This window comes from Paraburkholderia sp. (assembly GCF_026225065.1).
GTDB lineage: Bacteria > Pseudomonadota > Gammaproteobacteria > Burkholderiales > Burkholderiaceae > Paraburkholderia.
In genome coordinates this window covers 1-23,915 of sequence record NZ_JAMFSB010000211.1, presented here as the reverse complement: position 1 = coordinate 23,915, position 23,915 = coordinate 1, and the positions used below count along the sequence as shown (strand labels likewise).

The following is a 23,915-nucleotide window of genomic DNA, read 5'->3' as shown; positions in this document are numbered from 1 at the left end:
TCGCGCACGACTACGTGGTGCGCGTGTGCCAGGCCAAAGCGCAGGCAGCGCGTGCGCGGCTCGTCGCGGGCGGTCATATGTCTGCGCCGATCCTGGTTGCGGACACAACGGTCACGATCGATGACGCGATCCTCGGCAAGCCCACCGATGCAAACGATGCGCTCGCCATGCTCACGCGCCTCGCCGGACGCGAACACGAGGTGCTGACAGCGCTAGCTGTCGTCGATGCGAACGGAGCGCTGCTGCCGGCCGCGTTGTCGGTATCGCGCGTGCGTTTTGCTGCAGTGCAAGCGGGCGCCCTGCAACACTATGTGGACAGCGGCGAGCCGTTTGGCAAGGCAGGAGCGTACGGCGTGCAAGGCCGTGCCGCGGAGTTTATCGAACGTATCGAAGGGTCCTATTCAGGTATCATGGGTTTGCCTCTTTTTGAAACCGCTGCACTCCTGCGTGCGGCGCGCATCGACTTCTAGAACAACACCATGAATGAAGAAATCCTGATCAATGTCACGCCGCAGGAAACGCGCGTCGCGCTGGTCCAGCAAGGCGCCGTCCAGGAACTTCACGTCGAACGCACACTGTCGCGCGGACGCGTCGGCAACGTCTATCTCGGCAAGGTGGTTCGCGTGTTGCCGGGCATGCAATCTGCCTTTATCGACATCGGCCTTGAGCGCGCAGCGTTCCTGCACGTGGCCGACATCTGGCATCCGCGCCTCGCCGGCGAACCTCAGCATCAGGCACCGCATCAGCCGATCGAGAAGATCGTCTTCGAAGGCCAGACCTTGATGGTTCAGGTCGTCAAAGATCCGATCGGCACCAAGGGCGCGCGGCTGTCCACTCAGGTCAGCATCGCCGGACGCACACTCGTTTATCTGCCGCAGGAACCGCATATCGGGATTTCGCAGAAGATCGAAAGCGAAGCCGAACGCGAAGCGATTCGCGCACGTCTGACTGCCGTGCTGCCCGCTGACGAGAAAGGCGGCTATATCGTGCGTACGATTGCCGAGGACTCCACCAGCGAGGAACTGGCCGGCGACGTGGCGTATTTGCGCAAGACGTGGACGACGATCCTTTCGCAGGGTCAACGCATGCCGCCGACGAGCCTGCTGTATCAGGATCTGAATCTGGCTCAACGCGTGCTGCGCGATTTTGTGAACGACGAGACCTCGCGCATCCAGGTCGATTCGCGCGAGACGTTCCAGATGCTGTCCGATTTCGCGGCGGAGTTTACGCCTGCGGTGTCATCGAAGCTGCATCACTACGCGGGTGAACGGCCGCTCTACGATCTGTACAACATCGAGACCGAAATTCAGCGGGCGTTGTCGCGGCGAGTGGATCTGAAGTCGGGCGGGTATCTCGTCATCGATCAGACCGAAGCGATGACGACCATCGACGTGAATACTGGCGGATATGTCGGCGCGCGGAATTTCGACGATACGATCTTCAAGACTAACCTCGAGGCGGCTCATACGATTGCGCGGCAACTGCGGTTGCGCAATCTGGGAGGCGTGATCATCATCGACTTCATCGACATGGAGAACGTCGAGCATCGTGACCAGGTGTTGGGGGAGTTGAAGAAAGCGTTGTCACGCGATCGCACGCGGGTGACGGTGAATGGGTTTTCGCAGCTTGGGTTAGTGGAGATGACGCGGAAGCGGACGCGGGAGTCGCTGGCGCATGTTTTGTGTGAACCGTGTCCGGTGTGTCAGGGTAAGGGGCAGGTTAAGACGGCTCGTACCGTTTGCTATGACGTGCTGCGCGAGATTCTGCGTGAGTCGCGGCAGTTCAATCCGCGTGAGTTTAGAGTGGTGGCTTCGCAGGAGGTGATTGATCTATTCCTCGAGGAGGAGTCGCAGCATTTGGCAATGCTGATCGATTTTATCGGCAAGCCGGTGTCGTTGCAGGTGGAGTCGAATTTGAGTCAGGAGCAGTACGATATCGTGCTGATGTAGGACCGAGCCGATGCGGGGCGTGTGCCTCGCAGGCTCCGCTTAACGCCCATCGCATCATCACGTTCACGCGTGCCGCTGGCTCCCCCTCTCGCTAATCTGCAGATCGCTCAGCGGATGCACCGCCGTCGCACGACGAATGGTCGCCGCGCCCATCTCAAGGCGTTGGCGCGAAGAAAGCGTTTTGTCAGAAATCCCTGCCTCTCCCCGAATATTCCCCGCCCACACGCCGCCTAAAAAAAGTCGCTTCCTGGCGACGGATTCCACGTTCCCCACCGTTTAAGCATCAAAGGCGCTCCTGCAAGTCGACGCGCCAGCCAACCCAGCACGCCCCAAACGCCATGACCACTCGAATCCTCCTCATTGACGACGACCCAGAGCTGCGCACCCTGCTATGCGACTATCTGGGACGCCAGGGCATCGAAATCTCGACGTTGCACGATGCGGGCGCGCTGCAACAATGGCTCGAACGCGATCGCCCGGATGTGATCGTCCTCGACGTGTTGATGCCGGGCGTGGATGGGCTAACCGCGCTGGGCCGCCTACGAGCCTCAGGCGACGATATCCCCGTGATTCTGCTGACCGGACGTTCCGATGACATCGACCGGATCGTCGGGCTCGAAATGGGAGCGGACGACTACATCGGCAAGCCGTTCAACCCACGCGAACTGATCGCACGCGTCGAGGCCATCTTGCGGCGGCGTCGCGTATCGTCGTCACCCGCTGCGCTGGAACACCGCGAACCGTTCCGCTTCGGCCGCTTCACGCTCGATTTCGAGTCTCGCACGCTGAAAGCCGCAGACCGCTCACAGATCCTGTCGGCCACCGAATTCGCCATGCTCAAGGTTTTCATCAATCATGCAATGCGCACGCTCACCCGCGAGCGCCTGATCGACCTGCTGTACGGTCCCCAAGACGAGCATACCGATCGCGGCGTCGACGTTCAGGTCTGGCGTCTGCGGCAGATTCTCGAAACCAATCCGTCCTCGCCTCGCCTGATTCAAACCGTCCGCGGTCGCGGCTACGTGTTCGTTCCGGACGGCGAGCAACATGTGCCGCAGCGGGAATACGCCTAGGGTCAAAGGCATCGCAGTCGTCGGATTCAAAAAACCTTAGTAACCCTTAGGATTGGCGCAACGCGACCTCGCCGTTTTTTCCTCATCCACAAGACGAAACGCAGAAGCCGGGCAGATCCACTAGCCCCTCAGTGAAGCCGGCCGCCTGCCGGATTGCGCCGCGGCATCCCGCGATAGTGATTCTCGAAGGCTTCGTGCATGCGCCTGAGCAGCACAAGATACGGTTTGCCCTGCTCCGAGGAAACGAGTCGCGCGGCTATGGAATTCGCTTCATCCCATAGCCGTTCGAATTTTTCTCGTGCTACGGTAATGGGTAGCCTCGAGGCCATCAGATCCGTGAAATCGTTTTCGATCGCCTCCGGCGGCCGAGCCGGCTTTGCCGAGATGTCTGGCATGGGATGGTTCACCGAATACGGTTTAAGTGCTTTCCGAGCGTTAGCGGGCTGCTGCCCGCGCTCGGAGAAGCGGCTCGAATGAACCACGAGAGCGGAACAGCAGAAAAAATAGCAACGACAGCAAACCCGGGAAGACAGCTTCGATGCAGCGCCAGTCGAAGCGAGCCTGCCTTACCAGTCATTGTAGTGTCACATAAGTGCAAGACTCGATTGGCAAAATCCCGGTCACAATGAAAATACAGGCAACGGGGCAAAGAGGGTGACCAGAAAATATAAGGTGCTGTTTCTCTGTCGAGAGAACTCAGCGCGCAGCATCATTGCGGAGGCTCTGCTGCGCGAGCTGGCGGGCCATCGGTTCGAGGTATTCAGCGCCGGATCCGATCCCGCTGCACGGGTTCATGCGCTGGCGATCGCGCAGTTGCGCCCGGGCATCTCCGAGCTCGGGGTGCTCAATCCCAAGAGCTGGCTCGAGTTCACCGGCGAATGGGCGCCGCACATGGATCTGATCGTCGCGCTGGACGAGCGCGTCGCCGAATACCATGCGCCGCAGTTTCCAGGCAAACCGCTGTTCGTCAGCTGGGAGTTTGCGGACCCTCTGGCGGAAGGGATGACGCCGGCGGAACGCGCCCGGTCGTTCGAAAAGGTCTTCTGGCAGATCGTGCGGCGGGTCACGCTGTTCATGGAGTTGCCGCGGTATGCGTTGTCTGAGGCGTCGTCCGCCGTGCCCGAGACACCGGCCGCCATCGCGGACGAACCGGTCTCGCGCGAGCGCGACATCGTCTGTCCTGGCTGAGGCGGCGGCCGGTCAACTGCACACTGTGGTCGCGCACTGCACAAATTCATTCGTTTCAGCCACTTGCACCGCTTGCCCGCGAATTGTCCACAGCCTTATGAACGGTTTGTGTGGATAAAAATCAGCAAGCTCTGCACCACCATCAGGCAGCGGACGGACTATGCTACGGCCATCATGAAGCCCAGCACCGAACGCGATTACCACCGGCGGATCGCCCGCGTCATCGAGGCGATCCTGGCAGACCCAGGCGCGCCCCACAGCGTGGAGAGCCTCGCCGCGGTCGCGCATCTGTCGCCGTACCACTTCCACCGGATCTACCGCGCCCTGACCGGCGAAAGCATCGTCGAGACCGTTCAGCGAGTGCGACTCGCGCGGGCGGCCCACCGCCTGACCGTGGCGGACGATTCGGTGACCACCGTCGCGGGAGATGTCGGCTACGACAGCCCGCAAGCGTTCGCGAGAGCTTTTCGCGGCTTCACGGGCGTCAGCCCAAGCGCCTTCCAGACGCGCCAGCGACGCCTGACTGCATCACTTGCAGACGGACTTGAGGCCGCCGCCGATGATGCTTCTGCCACGCATGCCGACGTACCGTTCGACGAGCTCGTCGAACTCGTCGAACTCGCGCCGCTCGATCTGCTTTGTCTGCGTCATGAGGGCCCCGCCGCCACCATCAGCCAGACCTTCAGGACGCTATGGCAGATGCTGGGTTGCAGCGCAAACTGGGCGCTGGCTCAAGGCACGATCGGCATGAGTACAGGTGACCCCGAGGAGGATAGCGATTTCCGCTACCTCGCCGGCATCGTTCCAACCTCGGCAATGGAGGCGAGCGACCAGGTCGAAGCCGTCCGAATCGAGGGCGGTCTGTACGCGACCCACCGGCTCGTGGGTCCTTATGGGCTGATCGCACCGACCTTTCGGGCGCTATTTGGCGGCTGGCTGCCGCACAGCGGCTACGAACCCGACGACCGGCCCGCTCTCGAGTTCTATCGCAGCCGGCCCGCGCCCGACAGGCAGCACGAATACGTCACCGACCTCATGATCCCCATCCGCAAGGACTGACCATGCTTCGCCCGTTTCTCTCCGCCCTCAAGTTAGTTGTCCTCGTTGCTGCATGCGAAAGCACCGCCGCTCTCGCCGCAGATAGCGGCGGCGCTGTGCCCTATCACGTCGGTGCCGCTGCGCGTGTCTTTCACCCCGACGTTGCGCGCAATTGGCGCGGTGCGCAGACCGAAGCGCTCGTGACAAGGATCTGGTATCCGGTCGACGCTGCCATACCTGAGACGCCTCATGCGATGGGTGATTCGCCGTTCCAGGCGCACCCTTCCGCGAGCGGCGCGCCGTTGTCGCCGGCTCACGCCAGATACCCGCTTCTGGTGTTGTCGCACGGCACTGGGGGGACCGCCGAGACTCTCGACTGGCTCGCCTCCGCGCTCGCCGCGAACGGTTATATCGTGGCCGGCGTCAATCATCCGGGCAATAACGCACTTGAACCAGTGACCCTGGATGGCTTTCTGCTGTGGTGGGAGCGTGCCACCGACCTGAGCGAAGTGCTCGACGGCGTGCTCGCCGATCCGGTACTGGGCCCACGCGTCGACACGGCCCGCATCGGCGCGGTGGGTTTTTCGCTCGGCGGCTACACCGTACTCGAACTAGCCGGCGCGCGAACAGACCTCAGACGATTCCAGGACTTCTGCACGTCGCCCGCTGCCGACGCCATCTGCCATCCGCCCGAGATGAAGCGTCTTCCTGGCGGCCCGGTAATGCCGACGACCTTCTCGCCTGCGACAATCGCATCCATGGCGCGCTCCGGCGACTCCTATCGGGACGCACGCATCAAGGCCGTGTTCGCGATCGCTCCGGCCCTGGGCGAGGCTTTCGGCACGGACGCCTTCGCTGGCGTCGATATTCCCATCTCGCTGACGGCGGGCACCGACGATCCAATCGCCCCGATTGCGACCAACATTCAGCGCATCGCCAGCCTGATGCCAAGTGCGAAAGTCAGCATGGTGCCGGGGGCCCTGCATAACACCTTCCTGGATACGTGCATACCGGCAATGGCTGATCAGGCTGCCGCACTCTGCAACGACGGGCCGGGAGTGGACCGTGACGCCGTCCATGCACAGACAGTCGAACGGGCGCTTGCGTTCTTCAAGGACACGTTGCCCGCCAAAACACCATGACGCTGAACGACATCACCACGGCATCGTCCGCGTCGTCCGTACAGTCGCTTCGATCCGGTTTATGCCTTCCGGGCAACACGACAAATCTGTTCGCATAACGAAGCATATGCCCGATGGGGAACATATGCTTCACGCTGCTGTTACGGCACTAGGCGCTCCGGGTCCCGCGGCACGAACGCCGCTTCCTTCACGTTCGACAGCCCCAGTAGCCTGGCGACAACCCGGTCGACGCCCAGGCCCAAGCCACCGTGAGGCGGACACCCGTAACGAAAGTTATCGAGGTAATGCGTGATCGAAGCCAGTTCGACGCCCTTCTCGGTAGCCTGCTCACATAGCGCCTCGTACCGGTGCTCGCGCACCGCTCCGGTCGTAATCTCAATCCCTTTGAAAATCAGATCGAAGCTCTTCGTGGTGCCCTGTTCGCGGTCCCACGCATGATAGAAGGGACGCTTGGCGATTGGATAGTCGCTCACGAAGATAAGGTCGCTACCCAGCACCTTGTACAGCATGCTCTCGCCTTCGTCCGGCAGGTCTTGCGCCGGGCCAAGACTCATACCGTGGGCCGAGAGAATCTCCTTGGCTTCGCTCAGCGTGAGGTATCTGACGCTCGGCGCAAGCGGCAGGTCGACGCCAAATAGCGCTTTAACGTCCTCCGCGAACGGTTCGAGTTTCGCAAACGCGTAGCTCAGCATCTGCTCCTCGAACGCCATGACCTGAGCCGTTTCGAAAGCCCAGGCGAATTCGACATCCAGGCCGGTGAACTCGGTCATATGTCGGCTGCTGCGGCTTTCCTCTGCTCTGAACACGGGCCCGATCTCGAAGACCCCTTCGAGACCCGACGCAATCCCCATCTGCTTGTAGAACTGCGGCGATTGAGCGAGAAACGCCTGCGTCTCGAAGTAGCCGACACGAAACACCTGGGCACCGCTTTCGCTGGCGTTGCCCATCAGCTTCGGGGTGTGCAGTTCGGTGAAGCCCCGGGTCAAGGCGAACTCGCGACATGCAAATTCGAACGCACTGCGCAGGCGCAGCATCAGTTGCCACTTCGGCGCCTTCAGGTCCACCACACGATAGTTAAAGCGCAGATCGACACTGCTCGCCTCGGTAACCGGATAAGCCTGCGCTTTGGAAAAAATCTCGACGGACTGCACCTGAATTTCCACGCCGTAGGTCTTGCTTTGCGCCGCGGCCATAATCAGCCCCGTGACGGCGAAAGTCGACCCCGTCAGCAACTGCCCCACTTGCGGATGCTCCGCGACAGAAGACTTGTCGACGACGAGTTGAATCGTCCCGGTCGCGTCATGGGCCAGCAGGAACTGCAGGTTTTTCTGGTCCCTCAGCACGTCCAACGTGAGATACAGCGTGGCGACTTCACCCACATGGTGCTTCAGGTCTTCAACTAAGGTCCTCATGGTCTTCTGCCTTGATGAAAAGCGCGCGGAAATAAAAAAAGGCACTCAGTTTCGTGAGTGCCTTTGGCTTGACGGTGCTTATTTTTCAACAGACAAATAATCTCCTGTCACCCAAAGGCGACAAATTATTATTCAGGCTGAGACGGCTAAAACGGCACATGGTCTGGAGAAAAATAGTCAACGGAGCGGATCGAATATCGGCTTGCCTTCGCCAGATTCAGGTGCGAAGAACGGGCCGACCGCAGCTAAGGTAACAAAGTTTTGGCAAAAGCGCAAAGCGGCCACGCAGCTCACTGCTCGGCCGCACGCATGGCCCGGTACTCCCGCCGCACGATATCCATCAACTCTGCGACCGAGGTGCTGGCCGCTTCCTTCTCGTACGTGACGCGGCCACGCTGCATCAGCATGACGCGGTCTGCGATATCGAGCGTCTGCGCGTAGTTGTGCATGATCATCACTATCGAGAGGCCGCCCTTCTCCTTCAGGCGCAACACGAGATCGATAATCAGGCCGGCTTCGCGCGCGCCCATCGCGGCAAGCGGCTCGTCGAGCAGGAGGATCTTCGCATTGGAGTTCACAGCCCGCGCCACGGCAATGGCCTGCCGCTGCCCGCCGGAAAGCTGCTCGACCGGCAAGTCGACTGAAGGGATCCGCACGCCGATCTCTTCGAGACATTCCGCCGCGCGGTTACGCATCGCACGGTTGTTCAACAGGCGGAATGGACCCGGATAGATGATCTCGCGGTTCAGGAACATGTTGTGATAAATGCTCAGCGAATTCGCCAGCGCCAGGTCCTGATAGACGCATTCGATGCCGAGCGCGCGCGCATGATCCACCGAGCGCAGCAACGTTTCTTCGCCGCCAATAAAGAGCTTGCCGGAGGTCTGCTGGTGAAAGCCGGTGAGTATCTTGATCAGCGTCGATTTTCCCGCACCGTTATCGCCCAGCACGCCGAGAATTTCTCCCTGCTTGAGGGTCAACGACACGCCATCAAGCGCGGTAACCGCACCGAAGCGCTTGACGATCTCTTCGCCGCGCAGCGCATACGCCACTTCGGACATCACGACTCTCCCTTACTTACGCGCGAGACGCACGACGTGGATGTTGAAGATCATCGCGCCGAGAATCGCAGCGCCGAGAATCATGTTGAAGGTGAAGGCGTTGATACCGATCAGCGTGAAGCCGTCGTTCAGAATGCCCAGCACCGCTGCGCCGATCAGGCCGCCGATGATCGTGCCAGACCCGCCCGCGAGGGGCGTGCCGCCGATCACCGCTGCAGCCACCGCGAGGAACATGATCTGGTTGCCACCGGCCTGCGGATCGATCGAGGTAATGCGAAAGCCTTCGAGAATCCCAGTAAAGCCCGCCAGCACCGCCGCGATAATGAAGTTGCCGAGTTTCAGCCGCTTCACGTTGATACCCGCTTCGCTCGAACCTAATGGATTCGCTCCGGACGCAATCGTATGCAAGCCCCAGCGCGTATTGCGCAAAAGCACATGCATGATCATCGCGATCCCGATGGTCCAGATGATCTCGCTATACCCCCAGGCGCCCATGAAGGAGGCGAAACCTTCGCCTTCCGGTGTGGACACCGGCGTGCCGCGCGAGATCGTCAGCGTGAGACCATTAATGAAGAACAGCGTGCCAAGCGTTGTCACGAACGAGGGAATGCGCAGATAAACCGTGACCGCACCGTTGATAAGCCCCACCACGCCGGCAGCCACCACGCCCACGATCAGCGCGATCCATGTCGGCGCTCCCGCCTCGTGCACAAAATGCATGATGAACGGTGCAAAGGCGAACACCATGCCAGCAGAGAGATCGATCTCGCCGCCGATCATCAACATGATTTCGCCGCACGCGATAATCGCCACTGGCGCGATGAACTGCGACAGGTTTTCGAGGCTGGCGCTGGTCAGCAGAAAATCGTGATTCGCGATTTCGAAGTAGGCGGCCAGAATCAGCGCGACCGCCAGAATGCGAATCTCGCTGGAGCGTCCGATCGCGCCAGGCCAGCGCCCGGCGCGACCACTGGATTTCGTCGCGTCTGTCACAGATGACATTACGACTTGATCCCACCGCTATGCGGCACGATTTGCGGCTTGGTGCTCTTGCCTTCGTAACGCGTTTCGGTGTTCAGATACGGATCGACCGTGCCCTTGGTGACGAACTTCAGGCCAGAGTTGACGTTGGCCGGTCCGACGAGGCCACCCGAGGCAAGGAACGTAAACGCTTCCACCACGGTATAAAAGCCTTGCACGTAGGGCTGCTGATCAATCGTGAAGTCGAGGAAGCCGTCATGAATCAACTGCACTGTGCGCGGCAGCAGGTCAAAACCACCACCATGCACACCCTTGGCCGGCAGGTTCGATTCCTTCATCACCTCAGCCACACCTTGCGTGCTGCCCGCGTCGACGGCGAACATACCCTTCACATCCTGGTGCCCAAGATAGAACGACTTGATCTTCGAGAGTTCTTCGTTGACCGTGGCGCCCGTTGCAATCGTCTGCACGTCGATCTTCTTGCCGGACTTCTTGATCGCGTCTGCCGCGCCGTCCAGCCGGGGCTGGATGTTGAGCTGCCCCGGTGTGGCGATAAAGAGCGCGACGGTCCCGCTATCGACCAGGCTGGCGATGCGCTCGCCCATCTGATAGCCCGACAGGTACAGGTCCTGGCCAATGTACGCGAGCCGTGGGTTGGTGCTGCCGCGTGGCGCATCCGCGTTGTAGGCAAACACCGGAATACCTGCGTCGAGCGCTTTCTGGATCGGCCCATCAAACGCCTTGGGATCGACGATCGGCACCGCGATAGCATCGGCCTTCGCGGCAATCGCTGCGTTCATCGCATTGACCATCTCGCCGACGTCGGCGTTCGCCGAACCGGTCCATTGATAATCCATTCCCAACAATCCACAGGCATCCTCAATACCGTACTGGGTCGGTACAAAGAACGGATTGGTTGTGACGTGATTAACAAAGACAATCTTCCACTTCTTGTGCGAAGGGAACGGCGACCCTTCAGCTGCGAATGCCGGCGTCGACACACCGCCAAGCATTGCCATCGCTGCTGCCAGTCCCGCGCCTTGCAGCAAACCACGTCGCGTGGTTTGTACTACTTCGCCCCGTGCTTCACCCTTCTGGTCTTCCCGCTCCTCGGCCATATCAGTCTCCCGTCTCTCAGTTGTTCAACACGCACTGTTCATGACGACGCCGGCCGGGAAAGCGCCTTTGCCGGGCACTACCACGTACAACGAAACCCGCTTGCTCAAGCGCATGAGGTTCCGCATCAAGGTCCACGGAAAATCCTATATCACGTGCCAGCACCCCATAATCGATGTATACCCTTAACTAGTCGGACTATTCCCCCGCGTGCGCTGCGCTAAACAATGGCCGGCACTTCGTGCTCGGCCCAAACCCAAAGTTTGCGCATCCTGAACGCCAGACAGACACCGATACTCCATGCGGCAGAAATAGTATTACTATCGTCAAAGACAAAGGAGACAGCCCGATGACGGAAGCCAAACGCACGCTACGTTCAGCCCAATGGTTCGGCACAGCCGACAAGAACGGCTTCATGTACCGAAGCTGGATGAAGAACCAGGGGATCCCCGATCACGAGTTTCAAGGCAAGCCGATCATCGGCATCTGTAATACGTGGTCCGAACTGACGCCGTGCAACGCGCACTTCCGCAAGCTCGCAGAACATGTGAAGCGCGGGGTGTTCGAAGCCGGCGGCTTCCCGGTTGAATTCCCCGTCTTCTCAAGTGGCGAATCGAACCTGCGCCCGACCGCGATGTTCACGCGCAATCTCGCGAGCATGGACGTCGAGGAATCGATCCGCGGCAATCCGATCGATGCGGTGGTTTTGCTGGTCGGCTGCGACAGGACCACCCCCGCGCTTCTGATGGGCGCCTCCAGCTGCGATGTGCCCGCCATTGCGGTAACCGGCGGCCCGATGCTTAACGGCAAGCATCACGGGCGCGATATCGGCTCTGGCACTGTCGTCTGGCAACTGAGCGAGCAGGTCAAGGCGGGCAAGATCTCGCTGCATGAATTCATGTCCGCGGAAGCTGGTATGTCGCGCTCGGCGGGCACCTGCAATACGATGGGTACCGCCTCGACGATGGCCTGCATGGCCGAAGCGCTTGGTGTGACGTTGCCACATAACGCTGCAATTCCTGCAGTGGATGCGCGCCGCTACGTGCTCGCTCATATGTCGGGCATGCGGATCGTCGAGATGGCGCTTGAAGACCTGCGTCTGTCGAAGCTGCTGACGCGTGAAGCGTTTGAGAACGCAATCCGCGTGAACGCGGCGATCGGCGGCTCCACCAATGCGGCGATCCATCTGAAGGCGATTGCCGGGCGCATTGGCGTGAACCTCGAACTCGACGACTGGACTCGCGTCGGACGCGGCACGCCGACGCTCGTCGATCTGCAGCCGTCGGGCCGCTTCCTGATGGAGGAGTTCTATTACGCCGGTGGTCTGCCCGCAGTCATACGGCGCCTCGGCGAGGCGAACCTGCTGCCGCATCCCACCGCGCTGACCGCCAACGGCGAGACACTCTGGGACAACTGCAAAGACGCCCCGCTTTATAACGACGAAGTGATTCGTCCGCTCGACAAGCCGCTCGTCGCCGACGGTGGACTCTGCGTGCTGCGCGGTAACCTTGCGCCGAACGGCGCGGTGCTAAAACCGTCCGCTGCTACGCCGTCCCTGCTCAAGCACCGCGGCCGTGCCGTTGTGTTCGAAAGTTTCGAAGACTACAAGGCACGCATCGGCGACCCCGACCTCGACGTCACCGCGGACTCCGTGCTCGTCATGAAGAATTGCGGACCAAAGGGTTATCCGGGCATGGCCGAAGTGGGCAACATGGGCCTGCCGCCGAAGCTGCTCGCACAAGGTGTCACAGACATGGTGCGTTTGTCCGATGCACGCATGAGCGGAACGGCCTACGGCACAGTGGTGTTGCACGTGGCCCCCGAGGCGCGTGCCGGCGGTCCACTCGCCGTGGTGCGTGATGGCGACTGGATCGAGATGGACTGCCACGCCGGGCGGCTACATCTGGATGTTAGCGACGCCGAACTGGCGGCGCGCCTCGAAGAATGGAAGCAGGCCATGCAACCCGTCCCCGCCGACGCAAGCGGCTACCGGAACCTGTACGTTGAACACGTCTTGCAGGCGGACCAGGGGTGCGACTTCGACTTCCTGGTGGGATGCCGCGGTGCGGAGGTGCCGCGGCATTCACATTGAGCATGCGGGCGCGAAGAGGCGCAGATGCGCCCGTTGCCGAAAGCGTTAACGGAGAAAGCCACTCGCAGATTCAGGCCGCGTGCCCACTTCCCACTTCGAGGATGCTCTCGGCATCCGCACTCGCGTTTTCGAGCTGAACGAGGCTCGCCTGCCGCGCACCGAGCGGATCGCGGCTCTGGATCGCCGTGAGAATCGCCTTGTGCCGCGGCAATGACAGCGCGTGCGTGTCCGGGTGACGGCTCGTCAGCTTGATCGATTCCGAGAGCGCGAGCGACAGCATATTGCCGATATGCGCAAGCAGGTCGTTGTGCGTGGCCGCCATGATGGCGCGATGAAATTCGAGGTCCGGCTCGAGCAACGCGTTGGCGGTGGGTGCGTGCGCCATGTTTTAGTAAGCGGAGGCGATGCGCTCCATATCTTCGCTAGTCGCTGCAGTCGCGGCCAAGGCGGCAGCGGCCGGCTCGATGACGCGGCGCACGGTGAGCAGCGAGCGGAAAAACTCGCCTTCAGGCACGCTGCTGAGCGTCCAGTACAGCACGTCGGGGTCGAGCATGTGCCATTCTTCACGCGGCCTCACAATGCTGCCCACGCGCGGCTTCGACACCACCAGTCCCTTGGCCACCAGCACCCGTGTTGCCTCGCGCAGCACCGGACGGCTCACGCCATAGCGTTCGCACAACTCGGCTTCGGCAGGCAAGCGCTGTCCCGGCTGAACCTTGCCGCTGACGATAAAGATGCCGAGTTCCTGCACGATGCGTCCGTGCAGGCTCTTGCGTTGTTGCAGATGACGATAATCCATATGAAGAGAAAGTGGGCCGTGCTTGTTTTGATCGTGGCGCGGCCAATGCAGCGCGTGAGACGACTCCAGCCCCGTAGCCATAGCGCATCTCGCAGGATTGCCGGTAGCGCGTGCGGGGCGCATCCAAGCATAACACGCAGGCAGACCGTATTTACGCCGCAGATCAGGCTTCAGACGACTTGTGGCCACCGGGCCGGATACGCGGTCTTACGCCGGCTCGCCTGCGGGGCGCGACGTCGTGGAGAAGACGAGGCAATCCCTCGCTTCTTCGCCAAACGCGGGCAGCACCAGCCATTTCTTCAACGTGCCTTCGCACTGCAAACCAAGTTTTTCGAGCACGCGCCTCGAACCCGTGTTCTCAGGATCGCAAACCGTCCAGATGCGCTGGGTGGCCGGGTTTCGCCAGAGCGCAGACAACGCAGCAAGCCCTGCCTCGGCCACCAGTCCCTGCCCCCAGAAACGCTCACCGATTCCATAATGAATCTCGGTCTTGTGTCCCTGCGGAATGACGACAAAGAGTCCAACCGCCTCTTCCTGTTCGCGTGTGCTGATGACCCATGCGAACGATGCCTTATCGTCCCGCTTCCAGGCCGCATCGCACCAGTCACTGAGCATGGACTGGGTGCGTGCAGCATCGGAATGGGCGCGACGTTGCAGAAAGCGCGAACACGCCTGACTGCCGGTGTAGTTGCGAAACAGCGCGGCCGCATCGCCCTTTCTGGCGCGGCGCAGGTGCAGGCGCTCGGTCAATAGCTCAACCCGGTACTCCATCGGCACTCCCGTATGAATGGCGCTCACAACTTAGCACGACGCGACCGCTAAAATGAAGCCCTGTCCAGATGACGGGAAACAACCATGCTACATGGCAAACGAATTTCGATGGTGGCGGCGATGGCGAGGAATCGGGTAATTGGCGCGGCCAACGATATTCCATGGAAAGCGCCCGGAGAACAACGACGCTTTCGCGAACTGACCGAGGGACATCTGGTGGTGATGGGGCGGCGCACCTATGAGTCGATCGGCAGGCCGCTTCCGAAGCGCGATGTGCTCGTGATCGGCTCGCTGGTGATCGAGGCAGAACGCGTATCGACATGCCGCTCGCTCGATGAAGCGGCCAAGACCATCGCGAACGATGCACGCACGGAAATTTTCATTGCGGGTGGCGAACAGATCTACAGGCTGTTCTTGCCGTATGCGGACACGCTCTACCTGACGGAAGTCGCAGTAGAGCCGATCGGCGACGCGGTGTTTCCAGAGTTGCCGGCCGACTTCGAATGTATCGAGCGGGTGGAGGTCAGTGCTGAACCGGCTTACACGTTCCTGACTTATCAGCGCATGCGTCGTGGCGCAGATCAAAGCACCTGACCAAGGTGCCGAATCAAAGCACCTACCTGTCAAGTCAGTACCTTGCTCAGGTGCCTGCGTCAGGCACCTGAGCAAGGTACCCGCGCAGCCGCTTGCCAAACCCTAAACGTGATGCCCCGCCTCACTCGCCGCGGCCGGTGTCGCTAGCGTACCCGCTCCCGGTTCGTGCTCCAGCGCCGTGTCGTGATGCAGCAGCAGCACCGCCGCCACACCCACCAGTCCGGCCCCAGAGAGACACAGCAGGCCCGCGCCGAAGCCGCCGGTACTATCCTTGATCCAGCCCATCGCATACGGTCCAAAGAAGCCCGCCAGATTGCCAAGCGAGTTCACCGTGGCAATACCGGCCGCAGCCGCTGCGCCCGACAGAAACGCCGCCGGCAGCGTCCAGATGATCGGCAGACAACCGAAGATGCCGAAGCCCGCAATCGACAGCGCGGCCATCTTCAACACGGGGTTATCCAGCCCCGCCGCTGCGCCGATCCCACCCGCGGCCACCAGCAGCGCAATCGCCACGTGCCACTTGCGTTCGAGTTTGCGATCCGAACGCCGGCCCCAGAAGATCATGCTGATCACGCCGACCGCATACGGCAACGAGGTCACAAAACCCGTCTGCAGGTTGGTGAGGCCAAATGCCTTGACGATCTGCGGCAAGAAAAAGCTCAGACCGTAATTGGTTGCGTTTGCACCAAAATAGATCAATGCGATTGCCAGCACGCGCGGGTTGAACAACGCTTCGCGCACGCTGAAACTGCGCACGGCCTCGCGCTTGGTGCGCTCCTGAGCGAGCCGCGTGACGAGCCAGTCGCGCTCTTCGTCCTTGAGCCAGGTGGCCTTGGCAGGCTGGTCGGTCAGATAGAAGAACACCACGATCGACAGCACCAAAGCGGGCGCCGCCTCGAGCAGATACACCCACTGCCACCCTGCCATGCCGCCCATACCATTCAGACCGAGCAAGGCGCCGGAAACCGGCGAGCCGATCACCGTGGACAGCGGAATCGCCGCCATAAAATAGCCGACCACACGGGCGCGATACATGGCGGGAAACCAGAGCGTCAGCAGAAAGATGATGCCTGGGAAAAACCCGGCTTCGGCGATGCCAAGCAGGACGCGCAACGTGTAGAACACGTGAGCGGGGGACATGCCGGTGTACTTGGCAAGGTCCGGTATGAAGGCCATCGCGCCCGCGAGGATGCCCCACGTGAACATGATCCGCGCAATCCAGCGCCGCGCGCCGAATTTCTCCAACAATAGGTTCGACGGCACTTCGAAGAAAAAGTAGGCAATGAAAAAGATCCCGGCGCCGAAGCCGAATGCGCTCGAAGACAGGCCCAGATCCTTGTTCATTTGAAGCGCGGCAAAACCGACGTTGACGCGATCCAGATAAGCGACGAAATAACAGACGACCAGAAACGGTACTAGCCGCGCTGTCACGCGCGCTAGAGTACGGGTCTCAATCTCCATGAATGCTCCCCTTCACGAAACTCGATGCGGGTCACCGACGCTTGAGCGGCAATCCGCCCAGGTAGCCAAAGAGTAGTCGCCCGATCGGCACCGGCAAAGGGAATTCTGTTTTGCCGAACGCGCGCCTCGACGCAACCGGCGTCGACCGCATCGATCGGCGCCACCCAGCACAATCGCACACCGGCACACAATTAAGCAGGCAGAGGAAACCCTAATGTGCCGGCCGCAAAGGCCACAGCGGTTGCCGGCGCCCCCGCTATCCGATCAGACTGAGCCGTACCGTTCGCGCCAGTTCGTCGAGCTGGAAGGGTTTGCGCAAAATACTGCAACGCCGTACCGCCAGACGCGAAATGTCGACGTCGGCGTATCCTGTCGCGAGAATGACAGGAAGGTCATCTCGCACCTTGCGAGCCGCAGAAATCACGTCAATGCCATTCATCCCGGGCATCGCAAAGTCGACCATCAGCAGATCGGGCTTGTCGCCCGCAAGCCGCCCGAGACCCGCCCTGCCATCCGGCGCTTCGGTGACCACATAGCCGAGCATCTTGAGCGAGTCGACGAGCATGCCTCGAACCTCGGTGTCGTCCTCGACGACCAGAATCCGCTTGATGCCCTCCACCTTCTGCTCGACCGCGGAGACTGCTTCGGACTCCGACACGACACGCTCGCGCATCGGCAGCCAGAGTTGCACCATGGTGCCCCGGCCTTCTTCGCTCTCGATACGCGCCGTGCCGCCGGCCTGGCGAGCAATCCCATACACCTGGCTCAAGCCGAGCCCAGTACCTTTGCCGATCGGCTTGGTGGTAAAGAACGGATCGAACACGCGCGAAATGACGTCTACTGGAATTCCTGTGCCGGTATCGCTGAACTCGGCAACGACATAGCTGCCGTCCGCAAGCGTGGGATCCGGTGCCGCGCGCAGACCGACCCGCACATCGAGTTTGCCGCCGCCCGGCATCGCATCGCGCGCATTGATGGCGAGGTTGAGAATGGCCAGTTCGAGCTGATTGGCATCCGCCTCGGTCCACAACTCCTCAGCATCGAAGTGAGTGATGAACTGGATCGTCGAGCCGAGCGAGACCGTGATGATGTCGCGCATGCCATGCAGCAGGGCCACTACGTCCACCGCTTTCAGATCGAAATTACTGGTGCGGGAAAAGGTCAGCAACTGGCCCGTGAGTTTCGCACCGCGCTCGGTGGCGCGCTTTGCGGTCGCGGCCATGGTACGCACGCGCTCATCGGCGCTCACGCGCGCGATCAACTCCGCGTTCACCATGATGACGTTGAGCAGGTTATTGAAGTCGTGCGCGATGCCACCCGTCAGTTGACCTAACGCTTCCATCTTCTGCGACTGGACCAGCACCGCCTGCACCTTGGCGCGCTCGTGAATCTCCTTCATCAAGCGGTTGTTCGCAGACGCAAGCTCGTGCGTGCGCGCTGCAATCCGGCCTTCGAGCGAATCGTTGAGCTGAACCAGGGCGTCCTGGGCTTCGATGCGTTGCGCAAGATGCTGGCGCGACTCGTCGAGATGCCGGCGCGAATCGTACTGCCGGACGCGCGCGCGCAACGACGAGGTCACGGCCCGGCGCAGCGTTTCGGAGTTCAAGGGCCGCTCCAGCACGACCACATTGCCGAGCCGCTCGAGCACCTCGAGGCTTTGCGCCGAGCGCCGCGACACCCTGTTGCTCGCGAGCAGGATGATGGGAAAGTCGGACCACGCGGGCTGGCTTTCCAGCCAGTCGAACAACGCTGCGGCCTGCTCGCCGGCGAGCGCTTCTTCGGTGATCAGCGCCGTCGCCGCCCCATTGCCCAACTCGGCCGTCAGTGCATGCGCGTTGGCACACTGGACGCAAGAGCGGCCGTCCCTCGTCAGCAACTCGGAAATCACATCAGCGTCGCGGCCGAACGGGGCCAGAATCAGGACGCGACGCTCCATGGATTGATTAGCCGGCACGAGCGATAACATTTTCCGTAGTGGCCAACAGGGCGGTACCGCCCTTATAGGAAGGCAAGCCGGTCAGCACGCCATCGAAGTCGCGCAATGCCTCGCCTATCTCGACGCCGTCGTCGCCGAGGCGGAACTGGCGAATCGAGCGTTCGTGCGCATTCGCGCGGCTCTTGACCGCAGCGATCGCGGTCAACACCTCGCCCCCATGCTCGAAGTAGCGGAACAACACCACCACATCGCTCAGGTAGCTGATGTCGATATCGTTCTGCACCTCGCCGATGATGCCGTGCTGACCCAGCACCAGCAGCGTGATGGCGCCCTTCTGGTTCAGATAACCAAGCAGTTCGTGCATCTGCAGCAGCAGATAGCGCTCGCCCGGCATCGCCTGCAGATAAGCGTTGAGACTGTCGATCGCGACATACTTCATGCCGCGGTTCTCGACAGCATCGCGCACGTCGGCGGCAAACTCCCCTGGCGAGAGTTCCGCCGGATCGATCTGGCGCACGGTCAGCAAGCCCGCTTCGATATGCGATTGCAGGTCCATGCCCAGGTTCGTGCAGCGTAGCAGCAGCGTGCTGAGCGTCTCGTCGAACAGGTAGTAGACGCAGAGCTCGCCGCGCTCTAGCGCCGCGATCAGGCACGACACCACCGTCGTGGTCTTGCCGACACCGGACGGCCCGATCATGAGCGCGCTGGTGCCCGGAATCAGGCCGCCGCCGAGCAGCGTATTCAAGCGCTCGTTGCCCGTGCTGAGCGCATGCGAATCGAACTGCGCATGGTGCTCGGCCGCGACCAGACGTGGATAGACCTTGATGCCGCCGGTATCGAGCGAGAAGTCGTGATAGCCCTCGCGAAACTTGATACCGCGCATCTTGGCGATCCGCAGACGGCGCCGGTTGCCGCCGTAGTCGTGCGCCATGCTGTCCAGACTGATCACGCCGTGCGCGATGCTGTGCAGTTGCAGATCGCCGGGCTCCGCCGTATTGTCGTCGAGCAGCAGCACCGTGCATTCGCGGGTAGCCAGGTAACGCTTCAGCGCCAGAATCTGCCGCCGGTAGCGCAACGGGTTCTGCGACAGCAGCCGCAATTCCGACAAACTATCCAGCACGATACGTACAGGCCTGAGTTCATCCACCTGCTGGATAACGTCGCGTACGGTCTCTCCCAGTTCGACTTCAGCGGGCTGCAAGACGGTCTGCTCGTAGCGTGGATCGAGCCCCTCGTCCGAGAGTAGTTCGACGATCTTGAACTGGCTGACATCCCAGCCGTGACTGGCCGCGACCGAGATCAGTTCCGACTTCGTCTCGGACAGCGTGATGTAGAGACCCCTCTGCCCCTCAGCGGCGCCTCTCAGTAAAAACTGCAACGCCAGGGTGGTTTTACCCGTGCCCGGTGCGCCCTCGACGAGGTACATCCGGTGCGGCGTAAAGCCCCCACCGAGGATGTCGTCGATCCCGTCGATCCCTGTAGATAATCGCGCAGCGCGCTCGTTAGCCTTATTCTGCGTCATGGTTGTGACGTCATGGTTTGACGTGATTATTGAAGATGTGCCGCCCGGGTGAGCCTCAGCAAAGGCGTTCGTTCCGCCGGCCGGCGGGACAAACCGAGCAAATTGCGGGCCAAGCGGGCCGGCCAGGCCTGCAACCCCCGCTCCGAAAAGGCAAAATCAGTGTTGTGAACCCATCGGGCGTGGCGCGGCCTGTGACCGGGAACGTTCCTTCCTAGGGTGTTTCTTACAAGCGAAAACCCCGGCTGTTCCAGCCGCCTTCGCCTCCCAGGGAACTCCATGGAATCAGGAAGCGGACGCTCGATCGAAGTGGACTTCTTCCGCGGGATCGTGCTGATCGTCATCGTGCTGGATCACATTCCCGGCAGCGCGTTGTCGCATCTGATGCTGCACGCCTACGCGTTTTGCGACTCGGCCGAGGTGTTCGTGTTTCTTGGCGGCTACGCGTCGGCCGCAGCCTATACGGCGGTGCTCACGCGCCGCGGTCCGGGCGCAGCGCAGATGCGTTTTGTCAAACGCTGCTGGGAGATCTACCGTGCGTATCTGCTGACTGCCGTGTTGACGCTGCTGTCCGGCGCGCTGCTGGCGTTGTCTCACCTGAACCCGCCGATGGTCACATTGACCGGTTGGCCGCCGTTCGCCAGCCACCCGCTGCGCGAAGCGTTCTATATCCTTGTGTTGCGACGCCAGCCGTATCTCTCGAGTGGTCTTGCCGATGTACGTGATGTTCTCGTTGTGCGTGCCGCTCATCGTGCCGCTCGCGCGCCGTTCGGCTATCACGGCACTGCTGCTGAGCGTGGCCGTCTGGGCTGCCGCGCGGCCGCTGGCGGCGTTCTTCAGTATTGACGACGTGAGCGATTGGGCTTTCAATCCGTTTGCATGGCAACTGATGTTCGTGCTCGGCATCGTGTGCCGCCTGCATCCGTTGAGCGAAGCCTTCCATACGTCGAACACGGCGCGCTGGCTGGTGCGTGCCGGCCTCGCCGCAGTGCTTGCCTTCGCCGCGGTCAAACTCTTCGTGCTGACGCAGCCGCTGCCCGGCACGTATAAACAGAATCTCTCGGTGGATCGCGTGATCAACTTTCTCGCCATTCTGTGGCTGACGACCCGCCTAGTACGCCTTGGCAGCATCGCGTGGATCGCGGAACGCTTGCCGGCCGTCGTGCGTGTCGGCCGCACGGGGCTCGTCTGTTTCGTGACCGGCACGCTGGTATCCCTGATCGTCGATACGGCTACGCCGCACGCCTTTCACGGTGTCTCCGGCAAGCTCGTGGCGCTCAGCGGCGACCTCGTTGCGATCACCGCGATGCTCGTCATCGCACGCGGCTGGAGCGGCTGGAAAGGCGATTCGTCGCGCCCCGCCGTAACCGGCGCCGGGTGCAGATGAGCGCGGCGGTCGCACGGGTCGCATGCGTCGCCAGAGCCACCCGCGCCGCAACCGTCAAGGCACCGCACGCGGTGGCCGCGCTGCTCTGCGCGGCGCTCCTTCTCCTCAGGCCTATCGACGCAGCCGCCTTGTCATCCAAAGGCGCGCTCGCCGCACAATGCGCGGCGCTCACCGGCAGCGCCCTGCCTGCCCAGGTGATCGCCTTGCCGACCCGCGGCGCGCGGATCGACAGCGCCGTCATGGTTCCCGCTACCGCCTCGGGCAACCAGAGCGGCGAATTCTGCCGGCTCACAGGCAGCATCCTGGGCCTCGACGCGAGTACACCCGATATCCACTTCGATCTGAACCTGCCGGTCAACTGGAACGGCCGCGCGCTTCAGATCGGTGGTGGCGGATATGACGGCGTGGTGGTGAGCGGCACCGGCGTGATGCCGTTCTCGCCGATTCATGCGCCGCTCGCGGAAGGCTATGCGACCTTCGGCGACGACTCCGGTCACACCGGCAATTCCGCGCTGGCCAACTTCGGCCTCGTCAACGAAGCCGTGATCAATTTCGGTTACGCACATCTGAAGAAAACCCACGACGCCGTGCTTGAGCTCATCAAGCGCGCGTACGGCCGATCGCCCGAGAAGATGTACTTTGCGGGCGGCTCGACCGGCGGGCGCGAAGGCTACACGGTCATGCAGCGTTTTGCCGACGACTACGACGGCGTGATCGCCAATTCACCCGCGCTGAATTTTTCCGGCGTCCGCCTGCTGGGCGTGATGCTCGGACACGCCGAGTACGGCACGCCGGGTGGCTACCTGTCCCCTGCGATGCTCGAGCGGGTCTATCAACGCTCGCTGGAGATCTGCGACAAACTCGACGGCGCCGCCGACGGCATCGTCAGCGACGTGCAGGGATGTCGCCAGCACGAGCAGGAGATCATCGATTCGTTGCGCTGCCCGCCATCCACGCCGTCCATGCCGGTCGCGTCGTCCGGCGACAACGACGTGTGCCTGACGCAAGCGCAGATCGCGACGCTGCGCGTGCTCACCGACGGCCTCTCCCTGCCCTACCCGCTCGCGTGGAACGCGAACCGGTACGTTGGCTACAACGTGTTCGAGGGCACGCGTTTCACCAGCGGACTCGGTCTTGGACACGATCCCGTGCGCCTGCCTCTGCCTACTTTTGTTGCGAACGGCTACATGTTCACCCAGGGCGACAGTTACGTGCGCTACTTCGTCACTCAGGATGCGAAGTTCAATTCGTTGAACTTCGATCCGCTGCATCCGGGCCGCTACCGGCAGCAGTTATTCGCGCTTTCGGAAACGATCGGCGCGATGGACACCGACCTGTCGCGCTACATCGCGCATGGCGGCAAACTGATCACGCTGCAGGGCCTCGCGGATGAGGTCATCAGCCCAAACCAGACCATTGCGTACTACGAAGCGCTGAACACGCGTTTTGGCAACGACAAGGTCAACGCGTTCATGCGCCTCTACATGGTGCCGGGTTATCAGCACGGCAATGGCGTGTTCATTCCGTCGGTCGACCTGCTCGGCGCACTCGACAACTGGGTCACGCACGGCGTAGCGCCGGAAACGCTGACGGCGACGGATATCGCCTTGGCCACTAACGGGCGCACGCGTCCGGTATGCCGGTATCCGACGTTTCCGCGCTATATCGGCAAGGGCAATATCAATCGCGCAAGCAGCTTTGTCTGCGCCGAACCGTGAGCGCATGGCGTGACAGGATTCCGTAGGTATCCTCACTCGCTTACCCTGAGCCGGCGCGCCTTGACTTCATTGAATTTGGGCGTACCGTTAACATCATTACCGCGCGTTTGGCGAGCTGGGACTCGCAAGGAAAGACCATGGGCAACCGCTATGAACGCTCACGCCTGTCGCGTTCGTTTACGTATAAAGGCATCCAGTACCATCCCGGTACGCTCATCGTTCTGGCCGGCCAGGTCGTCTGTCTCGCTGCCTTTTCGTTCGCGGCAAATCTCCTGAGTCAGGACAAATGGCTGTCCATTACATTGGGCGCCAGCCTGCTGTTCGGACTGATTCTCTCGCTGGGATTTTTCGGCACCTGGAATCAGTTCCGCGACGATATCGACCTGTGGACGTTTCTTAATACCAACCCGGTCGAAGCCGCCGTGGCGATTGCCACGGCCGGCGAAGTCATCGCCATTTTGATGGTGGCGCCGTCCGTTTGAGTTTCGTCTGATCTCACTGAAGTTTCAGCGCGAACCGCACGCACCGTTGCCGTGCATGCGCATGCACGTGGCAACGGCGGGCGCGCGGGCTCATGACTCAGCGTCTTACGGAATCAGCCAGAGCGCAACACCGTAAATTACGAGCGACACCGCGAAGGTGACCGCCGTGTAGCCCATCACGCGCTGAATGCGAATC

19 protein-coding genes and 2 pseudogenes are annotated in these 23,915 nt (G+C 61.5%); 11 read left to right on the top strand and 10 right to left on the bottom strand.

Going from position 1 to position 23,915, the window contains the following annotated elements; genetic code table 11:
* The 3 genes from M0954_RS15675 to M0954_RS15665 form a co-directional block, all read left to right on the top strand.
* The coding region (locus M0954_RS15675; protein WP_297354168.1) for a nucleoside triphosphate pyrophosphatase at positions 1-470 on the top strand (470 nt) is incomplete at its 5' end.
* 9 nt (positions 471-479) lie between these two features.
* Positions 480-1,949, top strand: a complete 1,470-nt coding sequence (gene rng / locus M0954_RS15670; protein WP_122154043.1) for a ribonuclease G — start codon at positions 480-482, stop codon at positions 1,947-1,949.
* A 338-nt stretch (positions 1,950-2,287) separates the two neighbouring features.
* On the top strand, positions 2,288-3,022 hold the full coding sequence (locus M0954_RS15665) for a response regulator (protein WP_297354166.1): 735 nt from the start codon (positions 2,288-2,290) through the stop codon (positions 3,020-3,022).
* A gap of 128 nt (positions 3,023-3,150) precedes the next feature.
* Here M0954_RS15665 and M0954_RS15660 read toward each other — a convergent pair whose 3' ends face one another.
* Entirely contained in the window at positions 3,151-3,417 is a 267-nt protein-coding gene (locus tag M0954_RS15660; RefSeq protein WP_122154041.1) for a hypothetical protein, read from the bottom strand.
* Between the two features lie 259 nt (positions 3,418-3,676).
* Here M0954_RS15660 and M0954_RS15655 point away from each other — a divergent pair, with 259 nt between their 5' ends.
* The 3 genes from M0954_RS15655 (at position 3,677) to M0954_RS15645 (ending at position 6,390) form a co-directional block, all read left to right on the top strand.
* A complete protein-coding gene (locus M0954_RS15655) occupies positions 3,677-4,210 on the top strand; it encodes a low molecular weight phosphatase family protein (protein ID WP_133891260.1) in 534 nt (177 codons plus the stop codon).
* 174 nt (positions 4,211-4,384) lie between these two features.
* Positions 4,385-5,269, top strand: coding sequence for a GyrI-like domain-containing protein (locus tag M0954_RS15650; RefSeq protein WP_297354164.1), 885 nt, complete (start codon positions 4,385-4,387; stop codon positions 5,267-5,269).
* 2 nt (positions 5,270-5,271) lie between these two features.
* Positions 5,272-6,390, top strand: a complete 1,119-nt coding sequence (locus tag M0954_RS15645; protein WP_123384484.1) for a peptidase — start codon at positions 5,272-5,274, stop codon at positions 6,388-6,390.
* Between the two features lie 140 nt (positions 6,391-6,530).
* On the opposite strand, the gene aspS is transcribed toward M0954_RS15645, so the two are convergent.
* The 4 genes from aspS to M0954_RS15625 all read right to left on the bottom strand — a co-directional run bounded on the left by aspS (position 6,531) and on the right by M0954_RS15625 (position 10,962).
* Positions 6,531-7,802, bottom strand: a complete 1,272-nt coding sequence (aspS, locus tag M0954_RS15640) for an aspartate--tRNA(Asn) ligase (protein WP_297354162.1) — start codon at positions 7,800-7,802, stop codon at positions 6,531-6,533.
* Between the two features lie 290 nt (positions 7,803-8,092).
* Positions 8,093-8,863 carry an ATP-binding cassette domain-containing protein gene (locus tag M0954_RS15635; protein WP_122154037.1) on the bottom strand — a complete coding sequence of 257 codons (771 nt, stop codon included), beginning with the start codon at positions 8,861-8,863 and terminating at the stop codon, positions 8,093-8,095.
* 12 nt (positions 8,864-8,875) lie between these two features.
* Positions 8,876-9,865: an ABC transporter permease gene (locus M0954_RS15630; protein WP_297354160.1), complete on the bottom strand. Its 990-nt coding sequence runs from the start codon at positions 9,863-9,865 to the stop codon at positions 8,876-8,878.
* Positions 9,865-10,962 (bottom strand): sugar ABC transporter substrate-binding protein, encoded by a 1,098-nt coding sequence (locus tag M0954_RS15625; RefSeq protein ID WP_122154035.1) that lies wholly within the window; start codon positions 10,960-10,962, stop codon positions 9,865-9,867. Before M0954_RS15625 ends, M0954_RS15630 begins: the two co-directional genes overlap by 1 nt.
* Before the next feature lie 347 nt (positions 10,963-11,309).
* Here M0954_RS15625 and M0954_RS15620 point away from each other — a divergent pair, with 347 nt between their 5' ends.
* Positions 11,310-13,052 (top strand): IlvD/Edd family dehydratase, encoded by a 1,743-nt coding sequence (locus M0954_RS15620; RefSeq protein WP_297354158.1) that lies wholly within the window; start codon positions 11,310-11,312, stop codon positions 13,050-13,052.
* A 70-nt stretch (positions 13,053-13,122) separates the two neighbouring features.
* Here M0954_RS15620 and M0954_RS15615 read toward each other — a convergent pair.
* Positions 13,123-13,851, bottom strand: a pseudogene (locus M0954_RS15615) (FadR/GntR family transcriptional regulator).
* Positions 13,852-14,058: 207 nt separating this feature from the next.
* Positions 14,059-14,622, bottom strand: coding sequence for a GNAT family N-acetyltransferase (locus tag M0954_RS15610; RefSeq protein WP_122154032.1), 564 nt, complete (start codon positions 14,620-14,622; stop codon positions 14,059-14,061).
* Between the two features lie 84 nt (positions 14,623-14,706).
* Here M0954_RS15610 and M0954_RS15605 point away from each other — a divergent pair, with 84 nt between their 5' ends.
* Complete coding sequence (locus M0954_RS15605) at positions 14,707-15,216, top strand: dihydrofolate reductase (protein ID WP_297354156.1); 510 nt, start codon at positions 14,707-14,709, stop codon at positions 15,214-15,216.
* A 102-nt stretch (positions 15,217-15,318) separates the two neighbouring features.
* On the opposite strand, the gene M0954_RS15600 is transcribed toward M0954_RS15605, so the two are convergent.
* The 3 genes from M0954_RS15600 to M0954_RS15590 form a co-directional block, all read right to left on the bottom strand.
* Positions 15,319-16,677: an MFS transporter gene (locus M0954_RS15600; protein ID WP_123384489.1), complete on the bottom strand. Its 1,359-nt coding sequence runs from the start codon at positions 16,675-16,677 to the stop codon at positions 15,319-15,321.
* Between the two features lie 256 nt (positions 16,678-16,933).
* Entirely contained in the window at positions 16,934-18,613 is a 1,680-nt protein-coding gene (locus M0954_RS15595) for a response regulator (RefSeq protein WP_122154029.1), read from the bottom strand.
* A gap of 7 nt (positions 18,614-18,620) precedes the next feature.
* A complete protein-coding gene (locus M0954_RS15590) occupies positions 18,621-20,135 on the bottom strand; it encodes an ATPase domain-containing protein (RefSeq protein WP_297354154.1) in 1,515 nt (504 codons plus the stop codon).
* Positions 20,136-20,411: 276 nt separating this feature from the next.
* Between M0954_RS15590 and M0954_RS15585 the strand changes: the two are divergent.
* From M0954_RS15585 to M0954_RS15575, 3 genes and pseudogenes are all read left to right on the top strand, one after another.
* Positions 20,412-21,519, top strand: a pseudogene (locus M0954_RS15585) (OpgC domain-containing protein).
* A gap of 128 nt (positions 21,520-21,647) precedes the next feature.
* Positions 21,648-23,237: a tannase/feruloyl esterase family alpha/beta hydrolase gene (locus tag M0954_RS15580; RefSeq protein ID WP_297354152.1), complete on the top strand. Its 1,590-nt coding sequence runs from the start codon at positions 21,648-21,650 to the stop codon at positions 23,235-23,237.
* A gap of 137 nt (positions 23,238-23,374) precedes the next feature.
* Entirely contained in the window at positions 23,375-23,719 is a 345-nt protein-coding gene (locus M0954_RS15575; RefSeq protein ID WP_297354150.1) for a hypothetical protein, read from the top strand.
* Positions 23,720-23,915: the final 196 nt, after the last annotated feature.